The sequence below is a fragment of the Halorarum sp. SLYT50 genome (assembly GCF_059821265.1).
In genome coordinates this window covers 1,341,307-1,366,393 of record NZ_CM187555.1, presented here as the reverse complement: position 1 = coordinate 1,366,393, position 25,087 = coordinate 1,341,307, and the positions used below count along the sequence as shown (strand labels likewise).

The window sequence follows — 25,087 nt, the reverse complement described above, 5'->3', positions numbered from 1 at the left end:
CGCCGTCGTGGCGGAGTCAGACGAGAGTCGACGCGTGAGCGCTCGCCCCCCCCAGGAGGTAGAGCGGGACCGCAGCTACGACGACCCCGACCGCCGCTATCGTCAGCAGAATCGGGACGACGACGAACAGCGCGCCACCGAGCGCGGTCAGGGGAGCGCTCACCGCGAGTAACCCGAACAGAACCACGGCGAGACCCGAGAGGAGACGCGTTCCGACCGCGTCGCCGCGGGCGTCGGTCCGTCCGACGGCGGTCACGACCGGCAGTGCGGCGACACCGAGCGACAGCGTCGCGTGGAGCACGTCCGCGTCGAGCGACGCGCCGCTCGCCACTGCGACCACCGCGGCGGCGACGCCGCCGCCGACCAGTCGGCCGACGGAGAGCCGCGTTCTGACCCCTGGACCCGTCACAGCGGTCCCGAGCGCGGCCAGCACCCCACCGGCGACGCCGCCGACGAGGAGGTTCCCGGTCAGCGCCGGGAGGGCGTCGCCCTCGAGCAAGAGAGTCGCGGCGAACAGGGCTGCCCCGCAGACGGTGACGGCCGCGCCGAGTCGCGTGGGGTTCCGCTCGGTGGACGGGTCGACGGTCCGCCGAACCAGCGCCAGACCGCCGACGAGCACCCCGCCAGGCAGGAGGACGAACAACAGGAGGTTCCGGGCGACGACGCCCGCGAGCGCGTCGAGCACCGCCGCCGACCCGAGTAGACCCGGTACCGGCGCTCCGGCCGGCGCGAAGACGACGAACGGGCCGTCGCGCGCGTCGGGGAGTCCCGTCGCGGTCAGCCGCCGGCCGTCCACCGCGCCGAAACCGTGCGCGACGGTCGTTCCCGGCGGACCGACGACGGTCAGTTCGTCCGCGCCGAGACCCCAGTAGACGTACGCCCCGGGGTCGTCGCGGAAGTAGGTGAGCAGGCTCGTGCCGGCGGGGCCGTCGCGGACGACGCCGAGCGTCCGGTAGCGGACCACGAACGCCCCGTCGACGACGCGCGCGGAGCGGAGTTCGTGGTCGATACCGGCACCGTAGCGGACGCCGAAACTGTCGCCGGCGACGGCGCGAGCGAGCGACGCGTTCCCGGCGAGCGAGTCAAGGACGGACCCGTTCGTCGGGACGACGCGGGCGGTCCACGTCGCCGAGCCGTTCCGGTGGACGCGGACGGTCGCCTCGCTGCGCCGGACGTCGGTGTCGAGTCCGTGGCTCGCGGCCGCGCGGACGAACCCCTCGTCGCAGGGGGGGCAGGCCGAGACGGGCGCGGGACTCGCGGCCGCCGGGACGGCCGCGGTGACGACGAGGAGGAGCGCCAGCGCGGCGAGCGCGACTGGGAGGGAGGGGCGGTCGGAACGGGACACGGCGGACGGTTCCGTGCGGCCGGTAAATGCTTTCTCACGCGTCCGGCGCGAGTGGCGGGGGACCGCGAGCGGGACGCGACGCGGATTCGAACGGACTCGAACGGGTTCGGGTCGACGAGCAGGTTCCGACTCGGGTGGGCTACAGCGACAGTTCGGGCGGCGCCGGCGGCATGGAGCGCTTGTGTTTCGAGGACTCGTACAGCTCCTCGACGCGCGCGATCTGGTCCTCGGTCACGTCGACGTACCGGACGGTGGCGGCCGTCGAGAGCGGCCCGTCGACGTGGAGCGCGAGCACCGCGTCGAGCGTGTCGTAGTCCATGCCCAGTTCATCCTCGTCGGTCTGTCCGGTCCACATCTCCGCCGAGGGGGTCTTCATCACCAGGTCGTGGGGGACGCCGGCGTACTGTGCGAGCTGGCGGACCTGCTGTTTGTAGAGGTTCCCGATGGGGAGGCAGTCGACCGCCCCGTCGCCGTACTTCGTGAAGTACCCGGTCGCCGACTCGCTCCGGTTGCCCGTCCCGAGCACCAGTTTCGACTCCGCGTTCGCGAGGAAGTAGTTGAGTACGGCGCGGACCCGAACGCGGACGTTGCTCTCGGCCATGTGCTCGTCCGTGGCCGACGGGAGCGCGTCGTAGAACGCCTCCGCGATGGGCTCGATTTCGACCACGTCGTACTCGATGCCGAGGTCCTCCGCGACGCGTTCGGCGTCGCTCATGTTCTCGTCCGTGCTGACCTCGCCCGGCATCACGAGGCCGTGGACCGCGTCGGCCCCGAGCGCGTCGACCGCGAGGTACGCGACCGTCGTGGAGTCGATGCCGCCGGAGAGGCCGAGCACCGCGCCCGACATCCCGGCGGTCTCCACCTGCGATTCGACGAAGTCGGTGACGTGGTCGTACGTCGCCTCCAGTTCCGCGTCGGACAGCCGGAGGTCGAGCGGCGTCTCCTCGCTCAGGAGGACTGATTCGCTCATCGAACGCTCGTTCGGCGTCGACGGACTAATAGCCACCCTCCGTTCGGGCGTCGGTGACCGCTCGTCCAGTTCCCTCCCCGGCGCGAGGGACCGATTAGTTGAAGTGTCGCGGTGGGGAACGAGTGGGTGCAGAGAGCGCCGTCGGTCCACGCAGCGAGGCGACGTGGGTCTCGGCGCGACCGAAGGGAGCGCCGTTGGTCCAGTGGTAGGACATTAGCTTCCCAAGCTAATAGCCCGGGTTCAATTCCCGGACGGCGCATCGAACGCTCTCGCGTCCGTTCACGGGTTTCTTCTACCCGGAACGCACGAGCGTAGTCCGCGACGAGGTTCTCTAGAAGACGCTCCGATGGGTCCGACCGGAGACGGCTCAGTTCGTCGGGAGCCCGAACGACTCCACCACCCGCACTGGCCGACAGAAGAACGGCCGAAACTGGAGATTACGAGTGGACGTTCTCGTGGCACTCCCCGTGGATGTGTCCGACGCGCTCCTCGGCGGGCGTGCCGTCGGTCTTCTCGTCCGCGGTGTGCAGTCCGCCGCAGTTGTCGTTGCTCGTGTCGTGGTCCGCCGCGGCTACGCCCGCACCGGCACCGGCCACGAGAGCCAGTACGAGTACGAGCCCAACCACGAGTCGTGAGATTCGCATGGTACACTGTCGGCGACTCTCAGTGGGAGAAAAGTCCTTCTGGTATGGGAGCCGAACGAACCGGATAGACGCGAGATAATTCGCCGTCTCGGACGTGACCAACGGCTGGACTCTTCGGCCGACTACCAGCTTCACCCCGTCTCGATTCGAGTTCGTCGCCGGCGGCGGGTTTGAGTACCGGAGGGGGGCCGTTCCGGACTACTCCACCTCCAACTCCGCGCCGCAGTCCGGACAGACCAGCCCCGGCCCCTCCTCCCCAATCCGCATGTCGCCGCGGCCGCAGTCGGGACACTCGACGTCCGCGTCCAGCACAGGAATCCGAGCGATGCGCACGTCCTCGCTGTCGCGGGGGGCGCCGAGCGCGAACGCGACCACCTCGTCGTCCGAGTCGTTCTTCCCTGACTGGAACTCGCCGGGCGCGAACCGAACCGCCTCGCCCGCCTCGACGGTCACCTCCCCCTCGCGCGTCTCGAACGTCGCCGTCCCCTCGACGACGAGGAACACCTCCTCCTGGTCCGGGTGGGCGTGGAGCGACCCGCTGAACCGCTCGCCGGGTGCGAGGACGTAGTGGTTGATTGCCACGCTCGACGCGTCCAGTGGCTCGGTCAGCGCGCGGCGGACGCCGCCGCCGTCGGCGGCGGTCGGTTCCGCCTCGGCTATCGAGACGTGCTCCATGGCCGCGGGTTCTCGTGCCGGGGGCAAATCGGTTCGCTCCGCGCGACGCGGTTCGGCTGTGGGAGGCGGCGCCGACCGAAACGCAGAGGGTGTCGCCTCGCCTCCTCCGGGTCGTGGACACCGTGTTTCACGTCTCCACGACAGAGCAGTTCTCGTACGTCGACGCGAAGGTGCGGAATCTCCGGGAGGACGACGCCGTTTCGGTCGACCGCATCGTCGTCGTCGTCGACAGCGGCGCGGTCGTCGACGCCGCGGCGGGCGGGATGCGCGCGAAGGCGACGGCCGTCCTCGACGCGGGCGCGGCGCTCCGCGTCTGTTCGAACGCGCTCCGCGGGGCCGACGCGACGGTCGAGGAGTTACCCGCTGGCGCCGAGGCGGCCTCCTCGGGCGTCGGCGAACTCACGCGCCTCCAGGACGTGGGGTACGCGTACATCCGCCCGTAGCCCGGACCGTACCGCCCGTTTTTATAGGGTCCCGGTCACCCTCTCGTGGTATGGTTCCGCTGCAGTTGGGAGTCGCGTTCCGCCTGGCCCTCCTCGTCGTGCCGTTCGTGGTCGTGTTCGGCGTCGCACGGCTCGCGTTCCCGCGGCTGTTCGAGCGGCTGGCGGAGGCGGGCAACTGGTCCGCCAACGGCGAGTCGGTCCTGCTCGCGTTCGCCAACGGCACGGCGGCGACCCTCGGCGTACTCGTCGGCATCGAACTCGCCGGGTTCCTCGAACTCGTCTCGCTCGTCCTCGTGCTCGGTGGCGTCGTCACCGGCGTCGCGGTGGAGCGCCGCCGTCGGCCGCGCGCGCCCGCACAGACCGAACTGCTGACGGTGGTGGCGGCGCTGCTCGCCATCGGCGTCGCCGCGCTCGGCGGGTCGAGCGGGCTCGTCCGCGCGACGGCCCTGTTCCTCGCGGCGCGTTCGTGGCGTCGCGCGCGCGGCGGTCGTCTCGGTTCTCTCGCGCGGTCCCACCGCGATGCACGGCAACTGACGCCCGCCGTGCGCGCGACGGTCACCTCGCCTCTCTCGCCCGCGCTTACTCCGGGTCGCGCCCGCCGTCACCGTCGCCGCCGAGCCACTCGGTCGGGTCACGGTCGATGTACGCTCGGAGCCGGGCGGTCGCGTCGGCGTCGTACCGGAGGACGCGCCGCCACCACGGCCCCCGTCCCGAGTCGTTCGAGAGGTCGGTCACGAGGTGGTTCGCGTCCGCGCCGGCCGCCGGCGTCGACAGCGGGACCGCGCGGTCGAACAGCCGCGACGCGTCGGTACCGCGCACGAGGACCGCCGCGTCGAACGTCTCCCGACGGAGGTGAGCGTTCGAGGCGAACCGCTCCCGGTCGGTCGTCGACAGGTCGCGGTACGCCTCGCCCGTCGTCGCCTCTCTCACCTCGAACGCGCCGACGACGAACGCGCCCCACTCGGGCGGGAGCCAGTCCGCGGCGCTCCCGTCGCCCGTCTCACCGCTCTCTCCCCTCTCCTCGCGGTGGACGGTCAGCGTCGCGTAGAAGAACAGGAAGTCGCCGGGTTCGAGCCGCGAGAGGGGACCGGCCTTCACGCCGTGCGGGTCGCCGTAGGTGTACCGCTCGCCGCCGTGAACGCCGACGAACTCCGGGTCGCGGTGGACCGGCGAGTCGCGCGCGTCGGCCGGAACGTACTCCGCGAGGCCGAGGTCCGCGTACGTCGGTACCGGTTCGGCGGTCGGCTTCCGTTCGGGGATGGGGACGTAGACGAACGAGCCGTCCCCGTACACCGGTCCGCGGCGTCCGGGGAGGTTGGTGTTGGCGGCGACGTTGATGGCGACGGCTCGGGGCACGTCCGTCCGTGGGACCGCACCGGCAAAAACGGTGCATCCCCGGGACGCTCGGTCGCTTCGCTCCCTCGCGTCTCGCTGTCGTTATCGACGGCCCGGCCCGAGGGCCGTGCCACGCCGTCTCGCTCCCTCCAGTCGCTTGACCGCACCCCCACTTCTCTGCGGCGCGCCCCGGAGAGCGCGCCGCACGGCCTCCGAGACGCTCGGTCGCTTCGCTCCCTCGCGTCTCGCTAGTCGTCCGCCTCGGGCGCGTCCGGCGGCGAGAGGTGGCGTTCGAACTCGTCGAGCACCTCGATGTCGTCCGGGACGGGCGTGTCGAGTTTCCGCTCCTCGGCCCGGTTGGTCAGACGGTCCTCGATGGGGTCGGCCTCCTCCTCCCAGCCGGGTTTCACCTTCACGCTCTTGGCGGGCGCGCCGACGGCGATGTGGTGGTCGGGCACGTCGCCCTGCACGACGCTCTTCGCGCCGACGACGCTGTTCTTCCCGATGCGCATGCCCGCCCGCACCATCACGTCATAGGTGAGGCGCGCGTCGTCGTCGATGACGGTGTGGTAGTTCTCCACCGCCGTCTGGTCGACGATGTCGTGGTCGTGGCTGAACACGTGCACCGAGTCGGAGATGGACACCCGGTCGCCGACGGTCAGCTTTCCCCGGTCGTCGAGGTGGACGTCGTCGTGGACGACGACGTTGTCGCCCAGTTCGATGTTGTGCCCGTAGGTGAACGTGATGCCCTTGAACAGCCGGAGGTCCTCGCCGGCCTCCGCGAACAGGTGGCGCGCGAGCATCCGCCGGAAGCGGAGCGCGAACGCGATGTTGTCGGCCATCGGCGTCGCGTCGAACTGCCGCCAGAGCCACTGGAGGTGCTTCGAGCGGGTGAACCTCTCCTCGTCCTTCTCGGCGTAGTACTCCGACTCCAGCGTCGCGTTGCACGGGTCGTACCCCTGGAGGCGGACCCGTTCCGCGGGCGTCACGTCGCCGCCGGCATGCCACCGCTCGTACGCGTCACGGTCCCCGAAGAGGTCGATCAGCGTGTCGCGGACCACGTCGCAGGTGTCCTCCGCGCCCGAGAGGCGTTCGTCTACCCGTTCGATGAAGGCCGTGAGTCCCTCCTCGGCGTCCTCCGGGAGCGAGACGTGACGCTTGGTCATGTCCTCGGCTTGACTCGGGGCGGACAAAGGGATTCGGATGTGCGCAGTCTGCGAGAACCCGACTGTCTTGCCGAAGCGACAGCGGTTAGGACCCCGACTCCGACTGCTCACCCATGCCCGACGCGCCCGACTCCGACGCCGGCCCGGACGCGGCGACCGCGCCCGAACGAGCCGACGACCCCGACGCGGTTCGGGAGCGGACGCCCGCGTGGACCCGCGAGCAGGCGGGCCGACTCGCCCGCGTCGACGACGCCGTGACGCCCGTCATCTACCCGCCGGTCGACCCGATTAGCGACGAGGTGTACCTCTGGGACACGTGGCTGTTGCGCGAACGGGACGGTTCGCTCGCGGACGTGGGCGGCTACCGCGTCGCCTTCGCGCTCACGGCTCCCCGCGACCTCCTCCCCGGCAAGCGTCACGACGTGGCCACCGTCCGGTGTTTCTACTCCGCAGACGGCGAGCGCTGGGCGTCGGCCGGTCCCGTCTTCGAGGGGAGCGAACCGCTCGGCTCTCGGCAGTGGGCCGGTTGTGCGCTGTGGGACCCCGACGGTCCCGGCCCGTCCGACCTCTACTGCTACTACACCGCCGCCGGCGCGCGGGGGGAGGCCGACCTGAGCTACACCCAGCACGTCGCGCTCGCGACCGGCGGGACGCTCGCGGTGGGCGGCGACGACCTGACGGTCGAGGGGACGTTCACCCACGAGTCGCTCCTGCGACCCGACGGCGTCCGCTACGAGACGGAGGAGCAGTCGCGCGGCATGATGTACACCTTCCGCGACCCGTGGTTCTTCGAGGACCCGGCGACCGGCGGGACGCACCTGCTGTTCGAGGCGAACGCCCCCGTCCCCGAGGGGAGCGACGCCTGCGACGGCGACCCGGTCCCACAGGAGTTCAACGGCGCCGTCGGCGTCGCCCATTCGCCGACGGGCGACCCGACCGAGTGGACCCTCCGTGACCCCCTGCTCCACTCGACGTGCGTCAATCAGGAACTCGAACGCCCCCACGTCGTCGTCCGCGACGGCCGCTACTACCTGTTCGTCTCCAGCCACGAACACACGTTCGCGCCCGGAATCGACGGGTTCGACGCCCTGTACGGCTTCGTCGCCGACTCGCTGCGCGGGGCGTACCGCCCGCTCAACGACACGGGCCTCGTGCTCACGAACCCGACGAACGCGCCGTTCCAGGCGTACTCGTGGCTCGCGTTCCCCCACGCCGAAGAGCTACTGGTCACCGCCTTCTTCAACTACTACGACTTGGAGGGACGGACGCTCGACCAGGTGGCCGACCTCCCGCCGGACGAACAGTTCCGTCGCTTCGGCGGCACGCTCGCGCCGACGGTCCGCGTCTCGCTGGAGGGCGACCGTAGTCGCGTCCTCGGCAAACTCGCGCACGGTCACATCCCGCGCCCGGACGAGGCGCTCCCCGACCTCCCGACGCGGGAGGTGCGACGCGACCCGTCCGGCGAGTACGGCGACTCTCGCTGAGCGGCCGACCCGCCCGATTCCGCTCCCGCCTACCGTCCGGTCGACGTCGGCCACGTCCCGGTCGTCGGCCACGCCTCCACGTCGACGTCGGCGCGCCCGCCCTCGGCGAACGCGGAGACGCGGTCCGCGTCCGGCCGCGTCGGGTAGACGCGGGTCGTGAGACACCGCCGCTCCTCCGCGAACAGTTCGAGCGTCGACCCGTCGAGGAACGCCCGGAGCGACAGGCCACCGCCCTCCTCGGCGTCCGAGCCCGCCACGTCCCCGACCGGCATCCGCCGCTCCGTCCGGTCGACGCGTTCGTCGCCGCCGCTCGCGCGCCGGTCGACCGTCACCGTCTCGCCGTCGTAGCGGACGACGGTCCGCTCGCTCGCGGCGGGACTCTCGAACACCGAGAGACCGACGGCGTCGGCGTCGCCGAGGCGGAGGGTGCAGTCGAGTTCGAGCGCGCTCCCGCGCACGTCGAGGGGCCGGCGCTCGTCGTCCAGGTGGACGCGCTCGGCGAGCGAGCGCTCGCCGCGCAGGGTCGCGAGTTCCGTCGCGGGGCGCTGTCGGAGTTCGCCGTCCTCGGTGTCGAGTACCCGCGGGAGCGACATGGTCCCCGACCAGCCGGCGTCCCACTGGGCCGACTCGTCGCGCGTCTCGGGGAGCCACCCCCACGTCACGTACCGGTCGCCCTCCTCGTCCCGCAGGGACTGCGGGGCGTAGAAGTCGCCGTGGTCGAGCAGTCCCGACTCGCGCACGTCGAAGGAGGGCTCACCCCCCGGACCGTGGTCGCTCCCCTCCTCCGCGCCGGTTCCCAGGTCGGCCTCGCCGAGGTAGTACGCCACCCGGTCGTCGTCGGAGACGTGCAGCAGGCGGGCGTCGTCGAACGTCAGGAGTTCGGGACACTCCCAGACGGGGGCGCCGCGCGGTCCCTCGCCGGCGTGGAGGACGCCGACGTACTCCCACTCCGTCAGGTCGTCGCCGCGGTACAGCAGGGCCGCACCGCCGCCCCCGTCGACGCCGGAGCCGATGACGTGGTACCAGACGCCGTCCTCGCGCCAGACGCAGTGGTCGCGGAACTCGGCGGCCCAGTCGACCGTCTCGTACACCTCCAGTCCCGCGGGCGGGGACTCGATGACCGGGTTCTCGGGGTGTTTCTCCCACCGCCGCAGACCGGGGCCGTCCGCCGTCGCCAGACAGGGAAGCTGGTCCCGGTTCCGGCCCCCCGTGTACAGCAGGGTCGGCGTGCCGTCCGTATCGACGACGGTACACCCGGACCAGCAGCCGTCCCGGTCTGGGCCGTCCGGGTCAGGCGCGAGCGCGACCGGTTCGTCCGCCCAGTGCACCAGGTCGTCGCTCACGGCGTGCCCCCAGTGGATGGCGTCGTGGAACGGCCCGGCGGGGTTGTACTGGTAGAAGACGTGGTACCGCCCCTCGTACTTCACCAGCCCGTTCGGGTCGTTCAGCCAGTTCGCCGGCGGCGACAGGTGGTACGCCGGCCGGTGGTGGTCGCCCGCGAGGCGGTCGCGGAGCGCGGTGAATCCCTCGCCCGTCGTCGGTCGGCCCGTGAACGCGGGGAGCGCGTTCCGCCCGAGCGTCGCCAGCGCGTTGCGGACCAGTCGCTCGCGGGCCGCCGCGTGGTCGTCGTCGCCGCCGAATCGGAGGGGGCCACCGAGTCCGAACACGCCGCCCGCGCCGACGCGCCACTCCACGACGGCCTTCTCGCGGTACGCGTCGTCCTCCCCGTGGGTCGCGCAGGCGAGCACGTCCCCCCGGGCGGGGAGGGGACCGTCGTACCGCGCGAACGCCGCCTCGACCCCGGGACCGACCAGCGCGAAGCGAGGCGGCGACCCGGTCCCGCCGAACTCTTCGAACTCCTCGAATCCCTCGAACAGCGGGTGCTCGCGGTGGAGTGCCCGCACGTGGTAGCCCGCCTCGGCACCCGGGTGAATCACCCCGGCGGCGTCCGGCGCGACGGGGTCGATACCGAGCGGTGCGACCGCGGAGAGCGCCCGCGCGCTCACCACCAACCCCCCGCCCCCGCGGAGGTACTCGCGTACCGGCGGCCCGGCGGCGCCGACGTCCACGCCGCACGCGTCGAGCGGGTCTGTCCGGTGCCACCACAGCACGTCGAAGTCGTCGAGGCCGGCGTCCCCGGCCGCGACCGCCGACAGCGACACCGTGTCGACCGCCTCCGCGACCCGTTCCGCGACGGCGGCCGCCGTCCCTCGCTCGACGCTCCGCCCGTCGGCCGCGAGCATCCCTACCCGTACCGGAGCCGTCTCCATACCACGACGATTCACTCGCCGGCGAAAAAGCGTTCCCGTCGCGGTCGGTCTCGGGAGCGGCCGGCCGACGCCCGCACGGGGCGACCGCCCCGCCCGTCGACCGCGTCGGATAAGTGCGACCGGTCCGAAGGCCGGCACATGCAGTACCGCGAACTCGGAGACTCCGGCGTCGAGGTGAGCGAGGTCGCCTTCGGCGCGTGGGTCGTCGGCACCGACTGGTGGGGCGACCGGAGCGACGCGGAGGCCGTCGAGATGGTCCAGTACGCGCTCGACCGGGGCATCACGTTCTTCGACACGGGCGACGTGTACGGCCACGGCCGCTCGGAGGAACTCGTCGGCGAGGCGCTCTCCGAACACCGCGACGAGGTCACCGTCGCCACGAAGGTGGGCTACGACTTCTACAACAACCCGCAGGCGGGCCACGGCGAACTCCCGAAGGACCTCTCGCCCGACTACCTCCGCGAGGCCGTCGAACGGAGCCTCGACCGGTTGGACATGGAGTACGTCGACGTGCTGTACCTCCACAACGCCGACGTCGACGAGGTGACCGACGAGGTGCTCGAGACGCTGTACGAGATGCGCGAGGACGGCCTGTACGACGCGCTCGGCTGGGCGCTCGGCCCCTCCATCGGTTGGCTCGCGGAGGGGGACCGCGCGGTCGAACTCGACTTCGACGCCGTCCAGACCGTGTTCAACCTGTTCGAGCAGACCCCCGGCCGACACTTCATCGACACCGTCCGCGAGGAGGGGTCCGACACCAGCCTCGTCGCCCGCGTCCCCCACTCGTCCGGACTGCTGAACGAGCAGGTGACGCCCGACACGGAACTCGGGACGGGCGACCACCGCGCGCACCGACCGGACGCGTGGTTCGAGACGGGGTGGGAGAAACTCGACGCCGTCAGGTTCCTCGAACGCCGTGGGGAGCACGACTCCTCTGGCTCCCGGACGCGGCCCGGGAACGACGGGGAGCGCACGATGGGCCAGGCCACCATCCAGTGGCTCCTCAGTCACGACGAGGTGGCGTCGGTCACCCCGACGTTCCGCTCGCGCGACGACATCGACGAGTGGGCCGCCGCGCCCGACACCCCCCGGCTGAGCGACGAGGAGGTCGCCCGCGTCGAGGCGTTGTACGCCCGAAACTTCGGCGTCGACCGGGACGACGGGATGGACCCGGAGAACTTCCGCACCTCCGTCGACGGCGACGACCTGCGCGAGGCGGGCGTCCTGCCGACCGAGGAACCGGCCGACTGAGGCGGGGGCACCGACACACCGATGCGCCGACTCACCCGGGCGCTGCTCGCGGCGACGCTTCTCGTCCACGCGGTACTCGCGGCCGCCGTCTACCGGGACGCCCGCGGCCGCGACGCGTCCGGTCCGGTCTGGGCCGCCGCGACGCTGGCGAGCGGACTGGTCGGTCTCGCGGAGTACGTGCGACGGCGCTGACGGGACCGGTCCGTTCTCGCGCCCGACGACCCCCCTGTTTCGACTAGAAACCGACCGACCGAGCGGCGACAGGCTCCCGACGGTTCACGTTCGCTCCGCGTGCTCGTCGCCCGTGTGTACCTCGAACTGCGCCCCGCCGCTCTGACTCTCGACGACCGCCACCGTCCAGCCGTGCGCCTCCGCGATGTCGCGGACGATGGCCAGACCGAACCCCGTCCCGTCCGACGCGGTGGTGTACCCGCGGTCGAACACGCGGTCACGGTCGTCGGCGGGGACGCCCGGGCCGTCGTCCGCGACGTAGAACCCGTCGCCGTCGGAGAGGCGTCCGATTTCGACCCCCACGTGGTCGCCGGCGTGGTCGACGGCGTTCCGGAAGAGGTTCTCCAGCAGTTCGCGGAGCCGCGACTCGTCGGCGTCGACCGAGCCGAGGTCGTCGCCGACCGTCAGGTCGCCGTCGCTGGCGTCGACGACGTCCCACGCGTCGCGAGCGAGCGGCGCGAGCGACACCGGTTCGGTCTCCCCGACCGAGCGGCCGTGGCGGGCGAGTGCGAGCAGGTCGTCGATGAGCGCCTCCATGCGGTCGTGCGCCTCCATCACGTGTTCGAGGTGCGGGCTGTCCGCCCCGTTCTCTCCCTCGCTCATCGCGAGTTCCAGCCGTCCCTCCGCGACGTTGAGCGGGTTCCGCAGGTCGTGACTCACGACCGACGCGAACTCCTCGAGCCGCTCGTTCTGCCGGGCGAGTTCCGACTCGCGCGCCCGTAGTAGCTCCTCCTTCTCCGCCCGGTCGAGCGCCGCCTTCACGTTGTCCGCGAACGCGCGAGCCAGTCTGGTGTCCGCCTCGCTGAACGCGTTCGGTTCCGTCGCCCCGGCGAGGAACACGCCGTGGTTCCCGAGCGGGAGTATCATCTCGCTCCGTATCGGCGCCTCCGACTCCGACGCCAGCCCCGCGTCGCGCACCTCGTCGTACACCTCGCCCTCGTCGGTGCAGAACACCCGCCAGCCGGCGCTGCCGGGATCGAGGTCCGGCATCTCGCCGAACGTGTCGCGCGCTTCCGCGGTGACGCTCACGGGCACGAGCCGGTCGCCGTCGGACGAGAGGAGGTACACCGCGTTCGTCCGCAGTCCGAGCACCTCGTGGGCCGTGTCCGTCGTCGCCGCGGCCACCGACGCGGTGTCGGTCGTCATCAACTCGCGCGTCGCCTCGTGGAGTCTGTCGAGGCGGCGCTCCCGCTCCAGCCGGTCGAGCGCGCTCGCGGCGTTGTCCGCGAGCAGCTCGAGGAGTCCGACCGCCTCGTCGTCGAGTTCGCGCCCCCCGTCGCCCCCGGCGATGAGCACGCCGTACCCCGCTATGGGCACGATGACTCCCGTCCAGAGGTCGTCGTCGCTCCCCACCCGGTCTTCGCCGTCGACGCGGAAGGTCCTGCGGTTCTCGTACACGCGGTACACGAGCCCGCCTGGGGCGTACGCCGGGGGCCCCTCGAAGCGGTCGTGCACGGCCGTGGTCGTCGCCTTCGGGACGAGTCCCGCGTCCTCCTCGTTGAGGTAGATGCCGACCAGCGGGAGGCCGAGAACGTCTTCGGCCGTGTCGACCGCGACCCGGCACAGTTCCTCGCGCGTCGACGCGCGCATCAACTGCCGTGTCGTCGCGTACAGCGACCGGAGTCGGCCGGCATCCGTCCCAGCGGCGTTGCCGGTGTCCATCGGTCTGGCTTACGAACGCGTACTGATAAATGTCGCCACTCGCCACTCAGGTGTGATATCTCGTAGCTAACAACGAGGTACGCAAACCGGCCCGAACCGGTGTTATCTTCGCCGCCGGTTCACGCCAGAAACACGTGGCGCGGCCGGTCGGCGAGGACGTCGCGTCCCCACGACACGGTGTCGCGAAAGGCGTCCGAACGGAAGAACCCCATGGCGTCCTCGCGCGACGCCCACTGGCTCGCGATGAACATGTCGTTCTCGTCCTCCCGGTTCACCATCAGGTCGGTCTCGTGGTGGCCGTCCGTGTCGGCGAGCACCTCGCCGACGGTGTCGAACTTCTCGACGAACTCCGCGCGGTGGTCGGGCTTGACGGTGTAGAACATCCCCATCGTTCCGAACCCGGACTCCTCGCCGGCGCGCGCGACGATGCCGGGGAGTTCCGAGAGGAAGCCGGCGGCCGTCTCGGCGGCGCTCGCCGTCTCCCAGATGCTCACGACCGCGGCGCGGTCGGCGTGGGTTCCCTCGTAGACGGCGGTCTTGACGTGCGTCCCGTAGTGGTCGAAGTTCTCGCGGAGCCCCTCGACCTCCTCGAACAACTGTGCCGGGTCGCTCTCCGAGTACAGCACCGTCGCGTACACGTCCTCGCCGTGCGGCTTCCCGGCGTAGATGTCGAGGTCGGTCAGTTCCTCCCTGATTCGCTCCTCGTCGGTCGCGTCGCCCTCGCCGTCGGCGTCCGCGTGGTCGCCCTCGGCGTGAGCGTCCGGTTCGCCGTGCGGGTGGTCGCCCTCGCCGCCGTGCCCCTGCCCGTGCGGGTGGTCGCCGCGCGGCGGGGAGGCGTGCGGCGATGCGTCCCGGCTCCGGTCCCCGTGTGCGCTCGTCGGCACCGGGTCGCCGTCGAGGTACGCCGCGAGGTCCGAGGGGGGGAAGCGTCGGCCGACGTAGAACTGTCCGAACTCGCCGTACTTCGCGGTGGCCTCGTCGAAGCGCATCTCGTAGACGATGTCCTTGATGTCCGTCGGGTCGGCGCCGAACAGGGTGACGCCCCACTCGTGGTCGTCGAACCCGACGGAGGAGGCGATGACCTGTGTGATGCGGCCGGCGTACTCCCGGCCGACGTCGCCGTGGCCGGCCATCAGGTCCGCGCGCTCCTCGAAGCTCAGGTCGTACCAGTTGTGCGTCTCGCCGCGGCGCTTGCTCATCGGGTAGAACGCGACGTACTCGTCGTCGGGCACGTCGGGCTCGAGTTTCCCCTCGATGTAGCGGCGGAGCCCCTCGTCGACGTCGTCCTCGTTCCCCGCGAAGTAGTCGTCCGAGACGTACCCGGACACCTCGGTCACGGAGACGTAGGAGGTGGGCTGGTCCGTGAACGCCGCGAACGCCGTCGACTCGAACCGACGCTCGGCCGCCGAGAGCGCGTCGAGCGTCGGCCGGAAGTGGAGCACGAGGAGGTCGGCCTTGTGACCCAGCACCGAGAACACGGCCGAGGCACCCTCGTCGGCGTCGGCCACGCGTTCGTGGCGGTCGAGGTAGGCCGTTCCCTCCTCGAGGGCCTGCTCGCGGGTGCGCTCGGGCGCGTCGCGCCACGCGTCCCAGTCGACCGTCCGGAAGTCGTGGAGGACGTACCAGCCCTCGTCCGTCTCGGGTGCGTCCGGCATGCCCGCAGGTTGGAGCGCGGGGCGTATGCCTGTTTTCCTTCGCCTCTGTGACCCCCTAGTTCTCCTCGATGGCGTCGATGACGACCGCCGCCACCACCGCGAGGCGCGGGTCGATATCGCCCGATACGTCGACGCTGTAGCGGTCGCGCAGCGAGAACGCGCCCGAGATGCTGCCCACCTCGCTCCCGTCTCGCCCCTCGACGGTGTACGCGAACGGGAGCAGCGTCGTCACCCGGCGCCGGAGGAACGCGTTCAGCCAGCTATCCTCCTTGACCGTCGCCACTACCCCACCGTCGGGACCGAGCAACTGGTACTCGTGTCTCAGGAACGACGTGACGCTCCGCTCGACGGAGCCGACTCGCTCGCCGGTCCGCGTGTCCTCGATGTCGTACGCGGCGGCGGTGTCGAGCACCGAGTCCGCCCGCACCCGGAACCGCTCCTCTCCGGAGTCGGGGTCGGTGAAGCGGAAGTCCTCCTTCAACCGGAACTTCTGTTGGGCCGATTCGAGGATGGGGTCGTCGCCCTCGTAGACGACGTACTTATTCCCGATGGACACCCGCTGTCTGACCTCGTAGTGTGACCCCTCGAACATGGCGGGTGTGTCGCCGCCGGCGGCATGAACCTTCCGCGCCGCCGGGCGGCCACGGGGCCACGGCGCGTCGCCCCCAGCAGCCGTCCCCGACTGCGGGCTCCGAGCGTCGGACCCGAACCCCTTTGTCCACGCGCGGACTCCGGTGATGTGATGAACACGCTCCTGTGGGTCCTCGCGGGCGTGCTCCTGTACTCGGTCGTCGCCATGGGGTTGCAGGCGCGCGGCTACCTCCCCAGCGCCGTCCGGGTCCAGGGCCCGCTCACGACGATTCACACGACCTACGGGCGGAAGCTCCTCGACCGACTCTCCCGCCCGAAGCGGTTCTGGCGCGCGTGGAGCAACGTCGGCGTCGGGGTCGCGCTCGTCGTCATGTTCGGGATGTTCTTCTTCCTCGTGCAGGCGGCCATCTCCACGCTCCGGAGTCCCGTGGTCACGCAGGCGAACGAGCCGTCGAACTTCCTCATCGTCCCGGGCGTCAACGACTTCCTCCCGCTCGCCGTCGCGCCCGAGATCGTGTTCGGACTGCTCGTCGCGCTCGTCGTCCACGAGGGCGGCCACGGTCTGCTCTGTCGGGTCGAGGACATCGACATCGACTCGCTCGGTCTCGTCCTGTTCGCGCTGATTCCCGTCGGGGCGTTCGTGGAACCCGACGAGGAGAGCCAGCGGCGCGCCGACCGCGGGGCGCGTTCGCGGATGTTCGCCGCGGGCGTCACCAACAACTTCGTCGTCACGGCCGTCGCGTTCGCGCTGCTGTTCGGTCCGGTCGTCGGCGCCATCACTCCCGCCGCGGGCGTCGCGGTCGGCGGTGTCTATCAGGGGACGCCCGCCGACGAGGCCGGCATCGCGGGCGGCGACCGGGTCACGGCCGTCGGCGGGACGCCGGTGGCGAACGAGTCGGCCCTGAACGCGGTGCTGGCGAACACGAGCGACCCGGTCGTCGATGTGGAGGTGAACGGCGAGGAGACGGTCACCGTCGAGCGCTACGTCGTCGCGGCCGGGAGCGTCCCGGGGAACCCCGCGAACCTCACGGTCGACCCCGACGACGACCCCATCCGCATCCGGTCGGTGAACGGCACCGAGGTCCGGACGATGAGCGCGTTCCGCGAGGCGGCCCGCGAGCACGAGTTCGCCCGGCTGGACACGAGCGCCGGCGTCCGGACGCTCCCGCTCGGCGCGTACGCCACCGTCCAGTCGGACGGCGCGTTCGCGGCCGCCACCGACGGCGCGCTGGCGAACCGGTCGGTCGTCGTCACCCGAATCGCGGGCGAGCGCGTCCTCGACTTCACCGACCTCGGCCGGGTCATCGACGCGCACGCGCCGAACGACACCGTGACCGTCCGCGCGTACGTCGACGGCGAGTTCCGGGAGTACGAGGTGACGCTCGGTCCCAACGAGGCGACCGCCGACCCCGACGACGCGCTGCTGGGCGTACTCGGCGCGCAGGGCGTCTCCGGGCTGGTCGTCGACGACTTCGGCGTCCGCTCGTACCCCGCGAGCGCGTACCTCGCGCTCCTCGGGGGCGAAGGCGGCTCCCCGCCGGGCAACTTCGGCGGCGTCGCCGGGTCGTTCCTCGGACTGGCGTACGTCGCGCTGGTGTTACCGCTCGCGGGCACCATCGGGTTCCTCCCGTACAACTTCGCGGGCTTCTACGGCGAGTTCACCAACTTCTACGACGTGACCGGCCCGCTCGGCGCCCTCGGGGAGACGCCGGTGTTCCTCGCGGCGAACGTCCTGTTCTGGACCGCCTGGATAAACGTCCAGCTCGGCATCTTCAACTGCATCCCCGGCTACCCGCTCGACGGCGGGCGCATCCTCCGGATGGTCGCCGAGGGCGTGGTCTCGCGGCTCCCCGTCTCCGACCGACACAGCCTCGTCCGGACCATCACCGTCTCCGTCGGGCTGACGATGCTCGGTGCGCTGCTCGTCATCATGTTCGGGCCGCAGTTGCTCGCGGGCTGAGCCGGCCTCCGGCCGCGCACCGCCGTCCGTCCGGGCGCTCGTTCTCCCGGCCTCAGTTCGAGCCGCCGTCGGCGACCGCTTCCGCTCCCTCCTCGTCGACCGCGCCCTCCGCCGTCTCGGACGCGTCGCCGCGGTTCATCCGGGCGTGGAACGCCTCCGGCATGTCGGGGATGCGCTCGAACTCCCCGAAGTCGCGCTCGTGGTGGCGGATGACCTGCTCCGCGATCCAGGCCGAGTAGTCGTCGTCGAACCGCCACTCCTCGTCCGGCGCGTCCACGGCGAAGCGCTCGTCCGTGGCGAACGCGACGTACACGTGGTAGAATCCCAGGATGACGTCGGCGAACTCGCGGGCCTTCCCGCCCGTCTCGACGCGCTTCTCTGTGAGGTGCTCGCGCCCCGCGTCGGTGAGTTCGAAGTACTTCCGGTCGGGTTCGTCCGCCCGTTCGACGCGCTCGGCCCACCCTTCGTCCTCGAACTTGTAGAGGATGGGGTACACCGACCCGTACGACGGTTCCCAGTGGCCTCCGCTGATCTCAGTTATCTCCTTGAGTATCTCGTACCCGTACCTCGGCTTCTCCTCGAGGAGTTCGAGGACGAGATACGAGATGAGACCGCGCGGTGGGCCGCTCTTCCGCATTACTCCTCGTATTCGGAGTTCGCGGCCTAAGGGTTTCGGTATCACCGACCTGACTGACCGGCCGGTCAGCCCTCGGTCTCGGAGACCGCCTGCTCCTCGATCAACTCCGTCGACTGCTCCTGTTGGGCGGTCGTGAACGGCGTGATGGCGGCGGTTCGCCGGGCGACGATCGAGAGCCGGAGGATGAACGCGAAGACGAGCGCGAGCGGCGCCGAGGCGACCACGATGGCGACGGGAATCAGAACCGAGAGGGCGACCCCGGACAGGGGGAACTCGATGTTCCCCGCGAAGAACAACAGCATCGTTATCGACGTGAGCTCGGCCGGCACCCCGGCGTACAGGAGCGTCCGGGACAGGTACGAAAGCTCGTCCTGCAGGTACAGCGTCTTGAAGTACTGCCGGGCGACGTCGATCTGCTGGATTCGGACGACGAGGTCGTCGAACACGTCGTCCAGTTCGGCCGGGAAGTCGCCCTCGTGGGCCGTCTGGATGCTCCGTATCCGGTATATCTCCTCGGAGTAGTTCGTCCGAAGCGTGACCGAGAGCGCCTCGAAGATACCGACGTCCGACCGTCGGAGCACGTGGTCGGTGTGTCTGAGGTTCCGCCCGAGGTCGTCGAGCAGGGTGGATATCTCCTCTTCGACCTCCTCGTCGGTGATCTCGTCGGCGTGGCTCTGGGCCGACTCGATCGCCCCCTGTGCGGTTTCGAGGAGCAGTTGGAGGAAGTCCGACGGCGTGACCGGGGCGACTTCGCGGGTCAACGCCTCCTCGACCGCCTCCCGGTACTCGTTGACCCCCTCGATCTCCTCGCGCAGGCCCCCGGGCGTGTTCATGTGTCTGGAGACGACGAGTTGGTTTATCGAGATGACGATGGTGATGAGGGTGAGGTTGCCGCCGATGAGGCCGCCGAAGACGTAGAACATCGGCTGGAGGTCGCCGCTCCCGACGCCGAGCAGCAGGTCGACGGTCAGGAAGAACGCGAGGAAGGCGACGAGCAGACAGCCGGCGACGAGGACGCGGTCCTCCAGGAGGAAGAACCACTCCCGCGGGCGACGCAGTACCTCGCCGACTCCCTCGCTGAGTTTCGGCGCCGTGTAGACGTCTCCCTCCTCGTCGGCTTCGCGCTCCGTGGCGGCCTCCCGCTCCTCGTCCGACTCCGCCCCCGCCGTCGGCTGCCGCTTCTGGATGGACTCGCCCATCACTCCGAGCCACTGGGCTGTCGCTCATGAACGTTCGGCCTGCCACTCCCGCGTCGACGGGCGGTCTCGGGGGGTCGCTGGCCGCCCTCACCCGTCCCGTCGCAGGCGGGCCACGACGAACTCCCGCTCCAGTTCCCCGAGGAACTCGCCGAGTCGCGGTCCCTGCGTCTCGTCGAAGAACAGGCGGTAGCCCGCGGTGAACAGGTCCGCTACCTCCACCCCGTGCCGGCGGGCGGTCTCGTATATCTCCCCCTGTATCGCCTCGCCGTCGTGCCCCTCGGCGACGAACGCCGCGAGGTCGTCGAGCGCGTCACGGACGGCCGGGTCGAACTCGTGGGTCGGGAGATCGGTCTGGAGGCGGTAGTTGTACTCGTTGTCGAACCGCTGGGCCCAGCGGCGGGCGCGTTCGACGCGTTCGAGCGCGTCCTCGATGGCCCACTCGGGGGTGTCCTCGTCGAAGTGGCCCTCGTCCATCGCCATCTTGACGCGGAACTCGCGGTCGTCGACCATCCCGAGCACCGCGGCGAACGTGTACGGGAGACGCACCCGGTCCGCGCGCACGTCCTCGACGACGAACGGGTACGCCCGCTCGGCCAGCGACGCGATGGTCTCGTCGTCCTCCTCGCCGAAGTACACCCGCTCGAAGCGGTCGAACTCGTTCACCAACTGGTCCACCCGCTCGGTGTCGAAGTCCTTCGCCTTCTTCGGGTTCCGGGCGAAGAAGTAACGCAGCACCTCCGGCTCGATCAGGTCGAGGACGCCCTTCACGGTCACGACGTTCCCCTCCGACGACGAGAGCGCCTCCCCGTTCAGCGTGAACCACTCGTACACCATCGGCACCGGCGGGTCGATACCGAGGACGCTGCGCGCGATGTCCTCGCCGCTCGGCCACGACCCCTCGGCGTGGTCCTTCCCGAACGGCTCGAAGTCGACGCCGAGCGCCTGCCACTGGGCGGGCCACTCGAAGCGCCACGGGAGCTTCCCGTCCCGGAACGTCGCGGTGCCCTCGTGCCCGCAGCCCTCGATGTGCCGGCCGCCGGCCTCGATGCCCGAACAGCGGTACTCGACGGTCCGCTCGTCGAGGTTCACCGCGGTGATGTCCTGCGTCAGGACGCCGCACTGCGCGCACTGGGCCATGAACGGGACGTAGTCCTCGTCCACCTTGTCCTGGTACTTCGAGAGGACCTCGCGCGCCCGGTCGGCGTTCCGCAGGACGTGTTCGACCACGTCGTCGAACGTCCCGTCGGCGTACAGGTCCGTGTTCGACAGCATCTCGACGGGAACCCCGACCATCTCCGCCGACTCCCGGAGCAGGGCGGCGAAGTGGTGGCCGTACGAGGGGTGACTGTCTCCGAAGGGGTCCGGGACGTCCGTGTACGGCTTTCCGAGGTTCTCGCCGAGCGCGCTCGCGTCCACGTCGTTCAGTCCGACGACGTTCCAGTCGGCGTCGGCGAGCGTCCGTGGGAGCCGCCGGAGCGCGTCCTTGTCGTCGCTCGTGAACACCTGCCGGACGGCGTGGCCTCGCTCGCGGAGCACCTCCGCGACGAAGTAGCCCCGGAGTATCTCGTTGAAGTTCCCGATGTGGGGGATGCCCGAGGGGGAGACGCCGCCCTTGACGACGATGGGGTCGTCGGGGTCGCGCGCCTCTATCTCGTCGGCCACCTCGTCCGCCCAGAAGGCGCGGTACTCGGTTCCGTCGTCCTCCCCGTCCTCGCCGCGCCCGACCGCGTGCGGGTCCGTGTGCCCGTCGTCGGCTCCGTCCGTGCCGCCGGTGTCGTCCGCGCTCATCGCTGTGCCCAGTAGGACGGTCGCTCGCCCGCCTCGGGGACGATGTCGGTCCCGGTGTGCTCTCCCCGGAGCACCGCGCTCTCGACCGAGGCGGGGTCGTTCCCGTCGAGGACGACGGCGCGCATCCCGGCGCGCTCGATGAGTTTGGCCGCGAGGATGTCGACGGGCGCCGACGCGCCCGCGTCCCGGCTCATGGGCACGATGACCTCGACGAGTTCCGTCGGCGTCAACTCCTCGAACTGGACGGCGTCGTCCACCTCGTTCGGGTCCGCGTCGTAGATGCCGTTCGCGCCGGTGGCGTACACGAGCAGGTCGGCGTCGATGTACTCCGCGAGCGCCGCGGCGACGGCGTCCGTCGTCTGGCCGGGCATCACCCCGCCCATCACGGAGATGTCGCCCCGGCGGATGGCGTCGCCGGCCTCGTCGTAGTCGCGCGCCGGTGTCGGGTCCACCCCGCTACCGAGCGCCGCGACGAGCAGTCGGGCGTTGATGCGCGTCACGTCGATACCGATCTGGTCGAGTTGGACCTCGTTCGCGCCCAGGTCGCGGGCCGCGCCGATGTACTCGCGCGCGACGCCGCCGCCGCCGACGACGAGGCCGAGCGAGCACCCCTCGTCAGCCAACCGTTCGACGGCGGCGGCGTAGCCCGCCACCCGCTCCGGTTCGAGGTCGGGGGCCAGCACGCTCCCGCCGAGCGAAAGGACGACTCTCATTACACCGGCGTTGCTCCGATTCGCTCTTAAGGCTCCCGAACCCCGCCGGCCGTCTCTCTTTCGTTCTCGGAGAGGAAACCACGCAGTAACCGGCCGTAATACCGCTCTACGAAGATGAACTGTCGTGGTCGTTTATGTGTTCCTGACTGGGTGTGAACGTCATGACACGACCGAGACGGCTGACACGGCGAGGTGTGCTCCGAGCCGGGGCGGTCGCCGCGGGAGTCCTCGGTCTCGGCGCTCCTCGACGGGCCGCGGCGCAGTCGGACGACCGTTGTTACTACCAGGTGGACTTCGTCGCGGGCGACCCCATCGAGACGCTCGGTGCGACCCCGGACGCCTTCTACGGCCGCCAGAACCGCCTCGTCCAGTACGTTCACGGCGACGGCGGGGTGGTCGTCGAACGGGACACGTGGCTCAACTCGCTCGACCCCGAGATACACGCGTGCGTTACCGCCGCTCCGATTCGCGTCGTCGACGGTACCGCGACCGTCGAGTTCACGGTCGCAGAGGGCTGTGAGCGCACTTTCTCGCTCGTAGCGTACCCGCTCGACGGTGGGGAGTTCTCGTTCGACGCCGAGCAGGACCTCCTCGACGCGGCGACGGGGACGTTCGGACCGGGCACCCACGAACTCACGGTGTCGCTCCCCTGTGACGGCTCGGAGTCGCTGACCGGAATCGGGGAGCCGACGACCATCACCGAACCGGGGGTGTACGTTCTGGTCGACGACATCGAAGTCACCGACGGGGGTCCGGGTATCCGAATCGGGAACGAGGCGGTCGGCTACCCCGACGGCGTGACGCTGGTCGGTAACGGACACGCGGTCCGCGGACCGGGGGTCGACACCGAGACGTGGTCGGGGCCGACCGGCGTCCTGATGGGCGAGTACTTGTCCGGCGGTCCGGCCGACGTCACGGTACGGGACCTGACGGTCACGGACTTCGGGACGGGCGTCTCCGTCGGCGAAGCGCGGAACTGTCTGTTCAGGGGAGTGACCGTCGAGAACAACGCGACGGGCGTCGAGTGCCTCTCGGCCGGCCCCCTCACCTTCGAGGGGAACCGCTTCCGGAACAACGACTACCGGACGAGCGACGGCGAGCGGGTGTACGGCTGGGGAGCGTTCTTCGCCACCGAGGGGAGCGGAGCGAATCGGTTCGAGTCCAACCGGTTCGTCGACAACCGCGGTGGGTTCTCGTTCTTCGACAACAGCGGGGGGAACACTTTCGTCCGGAACTACTTGGCTGCCTCCGACGTCTCCGTGAGCGAGTACTCGGGGAACAACCAGTTCGTGTACAACGTCTTCGAGTCGAGCGGCATCACTGTCGGGCCGACCACTGGGGGGAACGCCATCGTCGGAAGCAGGATGCGAGGAGCGGGCATCACCATCTACGGCGGGAAACTGGTCGGCGACCCGGGCGGCGACGGGAATCTGGTGGTTACCACCACCGTCGAGGGGAACGACGGCGACGGAGTACGCCTTATCGGGGCGGACGGCAACGAACTCCGAGGGAACACCGTGCGGGACAACGCCGGCGACGGCATCTCACTCGCAGACTCCGACGACAACCTCGTCGAGGACAACACTATCTGCGGAAACGCCGGCGCGGCGCTCGCCATCGACGACGAGTCCACCGACAACGTCGTCCGGAACAACACTACCGACTGTTGAGCGTTCCCGGCGGCCGAAGGCATATGCCCGTCCGCCTCCCTCCCTCGACCATGCAGGTGCTCAGCGTCGTCGGGCCGGGGTCCGACGCCCTACTCGACTCGGTCGCGGTGCGCCTCGACGGCCGCGTCGCGACCGTCCGGCGAGACGAGTCCGCCGGCGGATCCGCCTCCGAGGGGCCGGCCGACGCGACGGTCGCGCTCTCCCCGGACGGGGGCTGGAGTGCGAGCGGGACCGACGACTCCTTCGGCGCGCTCCTCGACCGACTCGCGCCGGAGTACGACTACGCGCTCGTCGCCGGGTTCTCCCGCCTCCGGGTACCGACCGTCGTGGTCGGCGACCGCGAGGTGGCCGGCGACGTGCTCGACCGGGTGACGGGCGCGGACGAACTCGACCCGGACGCGCTCGCGACCCGAGTCGACGACACCGAACCGTACGTGACGCTCGAGGCGTTGATTCGGCAGACGAAAGCGTCTGCCGAGGCCGACCGCGCGGGCGCCATCGCGACGTTCACCGGCCGGGTCCGCGCGCGGGACGGGCCGGACGACGACCGCACGACCCACCTCGCGTTCGAGAAGTACGAGGGCGTCGCCGAAGACCGGATGACGCGTATCGAGCGCGAACTCGCGGAGCGCGACGGCGTCTTCGACGTGCGGATGGCCCACCGCGTCGGCGTCATCCCCGAGGGGGAGGACATCGTCTTCGTCGTCGTGCTCGCCGGCCACCGCCGGGAGGCGTTCCGGACCGTCGAGGACGGTATCGACCGGCTCAAGGACGAAGTTCCCATCTTCAAGAAGGAGACCACGACCGCGGAGGAGTTCTGGGTCCACGAGCGCGCGTGAGCGACAGCGCCGTCACGAGGAGCGGTAGAATCAGGCAACAATAGCCGGATAACCCCGCGTCCGTCCTCCGTCTGACGAGCGTCGTTCACAGCCGAAGTAAGCATCCTACTGATTCTATAAAACGTCTAAACGCCTCTCGAACCGTTCTGAAAGGTCCAGTTTTCGCCAATTCACGGCCGTGACGGCGTGAAGGGGTCCGAATTACCCCCAACGGACTCTCCTTTATATGTCCCCGTAGCGGCTTGGTGGAATCGAGGTGACATAGATGAGCGCAACTGCGAACCCCTCCACCGACGCCACCGACGCCGATAGCCAGTCAGAGTCCAAGGAAGAGCGCCTCAAGGGCTACCTGCTCGACCGCGCCCGCGACGGCGAACTCTACTTCAAGAGCAAGTTCATCGCGGACGAGGTCGGCCTCTCCCCCAAGGAAATCGGCGCGCTGATGGTGAAACTCCGCGACTCGGCCACCGAACTCTCCATCGAGAAGTGGTCGTACACGAGTGCGACCACGTGGCGTATCGAACCCGCTTCCACCGCCTGAGACGGCGCGAGCGCTCGG

General features: G+C 70.4%; 23 protein-coding genes and 1 tRNA gene. 9 read left to right on the top strand and 15 right to left on the bottom strand.

Annotated features, from left to right (window positions below; all coding sequences use genetic code 11):
• Window positions 1-16: 16 nt before the first annotated feature.
• The gene (locus AC6RUA_RS07205) at window positions 17-1,345 is read right to left on the bottom strand and encodes a hypothetical protein (protein WP_499815252.1); all 1,329 of its coding nucleotides are present in this window, start codon (window positions 1,343-1,345) and stop codon (window positions 17-19) included.
• Window positions 1,346-1,484: 139 nt separating this feature from the next.
• Window positions 1,485-2,315: an NAD+ synthase gene (locus AC6RUA_RS07200; RefSeq protein WP_499815251.1), complete on the bottom strand. Its 831-nt coding sequence runs from the start codon at window positions 2,313-2,315 to the stop codon at window positions 1,485-1,487.
• Window positions 2,316-2,503: 188 nt separating this feature from the next.
• Here AC6RUA_RS07200 and AC6RUA_RS07195 point away from each other — a divergent pair.
• Window positions 2,504-2,574, top strand: a tRNA-Gly gene (locus AC6RUA_RS07195).
• Between the two features lie 178 nt (window positions 2,575-2,752).
• Here AC6RUA_RS07195 and AC6RUA_RS07190 read toward each other — a convergent pair.
• Together AC6RUA_RS07190 and AC6RUA_RS07185 are read right to left on the bottom strand one after the other, a co-directional pair.
• Window positions 2,753-2,959, bottom strand: coding sequence for a hypothetical protein (locus AC6RUA_RS07190; RefSeq protein WP_499815250.1), 207 nt, complete (start codon window positions 2,957-2,959; stop codon window positions 2,753-2,755).
• Between the two features lie 198 nt (window positions 2,960-3,157).
• Complete coding sequence (locus AC6RUA_RS07185; protein ID WP_499815249.1) at window positions 3,158-3,634, bottom strand: cupin domain-containing protein; 477 nt, start codon at window positions 3,632-3,634, stop codon at window positions 3,158-3,160.
• A gap of 122 nt (window positions 3,635-3,756) precedes the next feature.
• Here AC6RUA_RS07185 and AC6RUA_RS07180 point away from each other — a divergent pair, with 122 nt between their 5' ends.
• Window positions 3,757-4,077 carry a DsrE family protein gene (locus AC6RUA_RS07180; protein WP_499815248.1) on the top strand — a complete coding sequence of 107 codons (321 nt, stop codon included), beginning with the start codon at window positions 3,757-3,759 and terminating at the stop codon, window positions 4,075-4,077.
• Between the two features lie 35 nt (window positions 4,078-4,112).
• Here AC6RUA_RS07180 and AC6RUA_RS07175 read toward each other — a convergent pair whose 3' ends face one another.
• The 3 genes from AC6RUA_RS07175 to AC6RUA_RS07165 all read right to left on the bottom strand — a co-directional run bounded on the left by AC6RUA_RS07175 (window position 4,113) and on the right by AC6RUA_RS07165 (window position 6,578).
• Complete coding sequence (locus AC6RUA_RS07175; RefSeq protein ID WP_499815247.1) at window positions 4,113-4,592, bottom strand: hypothetical protein; 480 nt, start codon at window positions 4,590-4,592, stop codon at window positions 4,113-4,115.
• A gap of 64 nt (window positions 4,593-4,656) precedes the next feature.
• Window positions 4,657-5,433 (bottom strand): Nmad3 family putative nucleotide modification protein, encoded by a 777-nt coding sequence (locus tag AC6RUA_RS07170; RefSeq protein WP_499815246.1) that lies wholly within the window; start codon window positions 5,431-5,433, stop codon window positions 4,657-4,659.
• A 227-nt stretch (window positions 5,434-5,660) separates the two neighbouring features.
• Window positions 5,661-6,578: an acyltransferase gene (locus AC6RUA_RS07165; protein WP_499815245.1), complete on the bottom strand. Its 918-nt coding sequence runs from the start codon at window positions 6,576-6,578 to the stop codon at window positions 5,661-5,663.
• Window positions 6,579-6,691: 113 nt separating this feature from the next.
• Here AC6RUA_RS07165 and AC6RUA_RS07160 point away from each other — a divergent pair, with 113 nt between their 5' ends.
• Entirely contained in the window at window positions 6,692-8,062 is a 1,371-nt protein-coding gene (locus AC6RUA_RS07160; RefSeq protein ID WP_499815244.1) for a glycoside hydrolase family 68 protein, read from the top strand.
• A gap of 29 nt (window positions 8,063-8,091) precedes the next feature.
• Here the strand turns inward: AC6RUA_RS07160 and AC6RUA_RS07155 are convergent, their stop codons facing one another.
• A complete protein-coding gene (locus AC6RUA_RS07155; protein WP_499815243.1) occupies window positions 8,092-10,332 on the bottom strand; it encodes a glycoside hydrolase family 32 protein in 2,241 nt (746 codons plus the stop codon).
• A 138-nt stretch (window positions 10,333-10,470) separates the two neighbouring features.
• Between AC6RUA_RS07155 and AC6RUA_RS07150 the strand changes: the two genes are divergently transcribed.
• Both AC6RUA_RS07150 and AC6RUA_RS07145 read left to right on the top strand, forming a co-directional pair.
• On the top strand, window positions 10,471-11,583 hold the full coding sequence (locus AC6RUA_RS07150; RefSeq protein ID WP_499815242.1) for an aldo/keto reductase: 1,113 nt from the start codon (window positions 10,471-10,473) through the stop codon (window positions 11,581-11,583).
• A gap of 21 nt (window positions 11,584-11,604) precedes the next feature.
• Window positions 11,605-11,775: a hypothetical protein gene (locus AC6RUA_RS07145; RefSeq protein WP_499815241.1), complete on the top strand. Its 171-nt coding sequence runs from the start codon at window positions 11,605-11,607 to the stop codon at window positions 11,773-11,775.
• Window positions 11,776-11,859: 84 nt separating this feature from the next.
• On the opposite strand, the gene AC6RUA_RS07140 is transcribed toward AC6RUA_RS07145, so the two are convergent.
• The 3 genes from AC6RUA_RS07140 to AC6RUA_RS07130 all read right to left on the bottom strand — a co-directional run bounded on the left by AC6RUA_RS07140 (window position 11,860) and on the right by AC6RUA_RS07130 (window position 15,723).
• A complete protein-coding gene (locus AC6RUA_RS07140) occupies window positions 11,860-13,476 on the bottom strand; it encodes a sensor histidine kinase (RefSeq protein ID WP_499815240.1) in 1,617 nt (538 codons plus the stop codon).
• Between the two features lie 119 nt (window positions 13,477-13,595).
• Entirely contained in the window at window positions 13,596-15,131 is a 1,536-nt protein-coding gene (locus AC6RUA_RS07135) for a heme-binding protein (protein WP_499815239.1), read from the bottom strand.
• 55 nt (window positions 15,132-15,186) lie between these two features.
• Complete coding sequence (locus AC6RUA_RS07130) at window positions 15,187-15,723, bottom strand: LURP-one-related family protein (RefSeq protein WP_499815238.1); 537 nt, start codon at window positions 15,721-15,723, stop codon at window positions 15,187-15,189.
• A 150-nt stretch (window positions 15,724-15,873) separates the two neighbouring features.
• Here AC6RUA_RS07130 and AC6RUA_RS07125 point away from each other — a divergent pair, with 150 nt between their 5' ends.
• Entirely contained in the window at window positions 15,874-17,682 is a 1,809-nt protein-coding gene (locus AC6RUA_RS07125; RefSeq protein WP_499815237.1) for a site-2 protease family protein, read from the top strand.
• Window positions 17,683-17,734: 52 nt separating this feature from the next.
• Here AC6RUA_RS07125 and AC6RUA_RS07120 read toward each other — a convergent pair whose 3' ends face one another.
• From AC6RUA_RS07120 to pyrH, 4 genes are all read right to left on the bottom strand, one after another.
• A complete protein-coding gene (locus tag AC6RUA_RS07120; protein WP_499815236.1) occupies window positions 17,735-18,319 on the bottom strand; it encodes a PadR family transcriptional regulator in 585 nt (194 codons plus the stop codon).
• A 65-nt stretch (window positions 18,320-18,384) separates the two neighbouring features.
• Window positions 18,385-19,518: a DUF7972 family membrane protein gene (locus AC6RUA_RS07115; protein WP_499815235.1), complete on the bottom strand. Its 1,134-nt coding sequence runs from the start codon at window positions 19,516-19,518 to the stop codon at window positions 18,385-18,387.
• 87 nt (window positions 19,519-19,605) lie between these two features.
• Complete coding sequence (lysS, locus tag AC6RUA_RS07110) at window positions 19,606-21,306, bottom strand: lysine--tRNA ligase (RefSeq protein ID WP_499815234.1); 1,701 nt, start codon at window positions 21,304-21,306, stop codon at window positions 19,606-19,608.
• On the bottom strand, window positions 21,303-22,019 hold the full coding sequence (gene pyrH / locus AC6RUA_RS07105) for a UMP kinase (RefSeq protein ID WP_499815233.1): 717 nt from the start codon (window positions 22,017-22,019) through the stop codon (window positions 21,303-21,305). The genes lysS and pyrH overlap by 4 nt, the downstream gene beginning before the upstream one ends.
• A gap of 161 nt (window positions 22,020-22,180) precedes the next feature.
• Here pyrH and AC6RUA_RS07100 point away from each other — a divergent pair, with 161 nt between their 5' ends.
• The 3 genes from AC6RUA_RS07100 to AC6RUA_RS07090 all read left to right on the top strand — a co-directional run bounded on the left by AC6RUA_RS07100 (window position 22,181) and on the right by AC6RUA_RS07090 (window position 25,069).
• Window positions 22,181-23,689: a right-handed parallel beta-helix repeat-containing protein gene (locus tag AC6RUA_RS07100; protein ID WP_499815232.1), complete on the top strand. Its 1,509-nt coding sequence runs from the start codon at window positions 22,181-22,183 to the stop codon at window positions 23,687-23,689.
• A 50-nt stretch (window positions 23,690-23,739) separates the two neighbouring features.
• A complete protein-coding gene (locus AC6RUA_RS07095; protein ID WP_499815231.1) occupies window positions 23,740-24,528 on the top strand; it encodes a molybdopterin synthase in 789 nt (262 codons plus the stop codon).
• Window positions 24,529-24,793: 265 nt separating this feature from the next.
• Window positions 24,794-25,069: a DUF7123 family protein gene (locus tag AC6RUA_RS07090; RefSeq protein WP_499815230.1), complete on the top strand. Its 276-nt coding sequence runs from the start codon at window positions 24,794-24,796 to the stop codon at window positions 25,067-25,069.
• The last annotated feature ends 18 nt before the right edge of the window (window positions 25,070-25,087 follow it).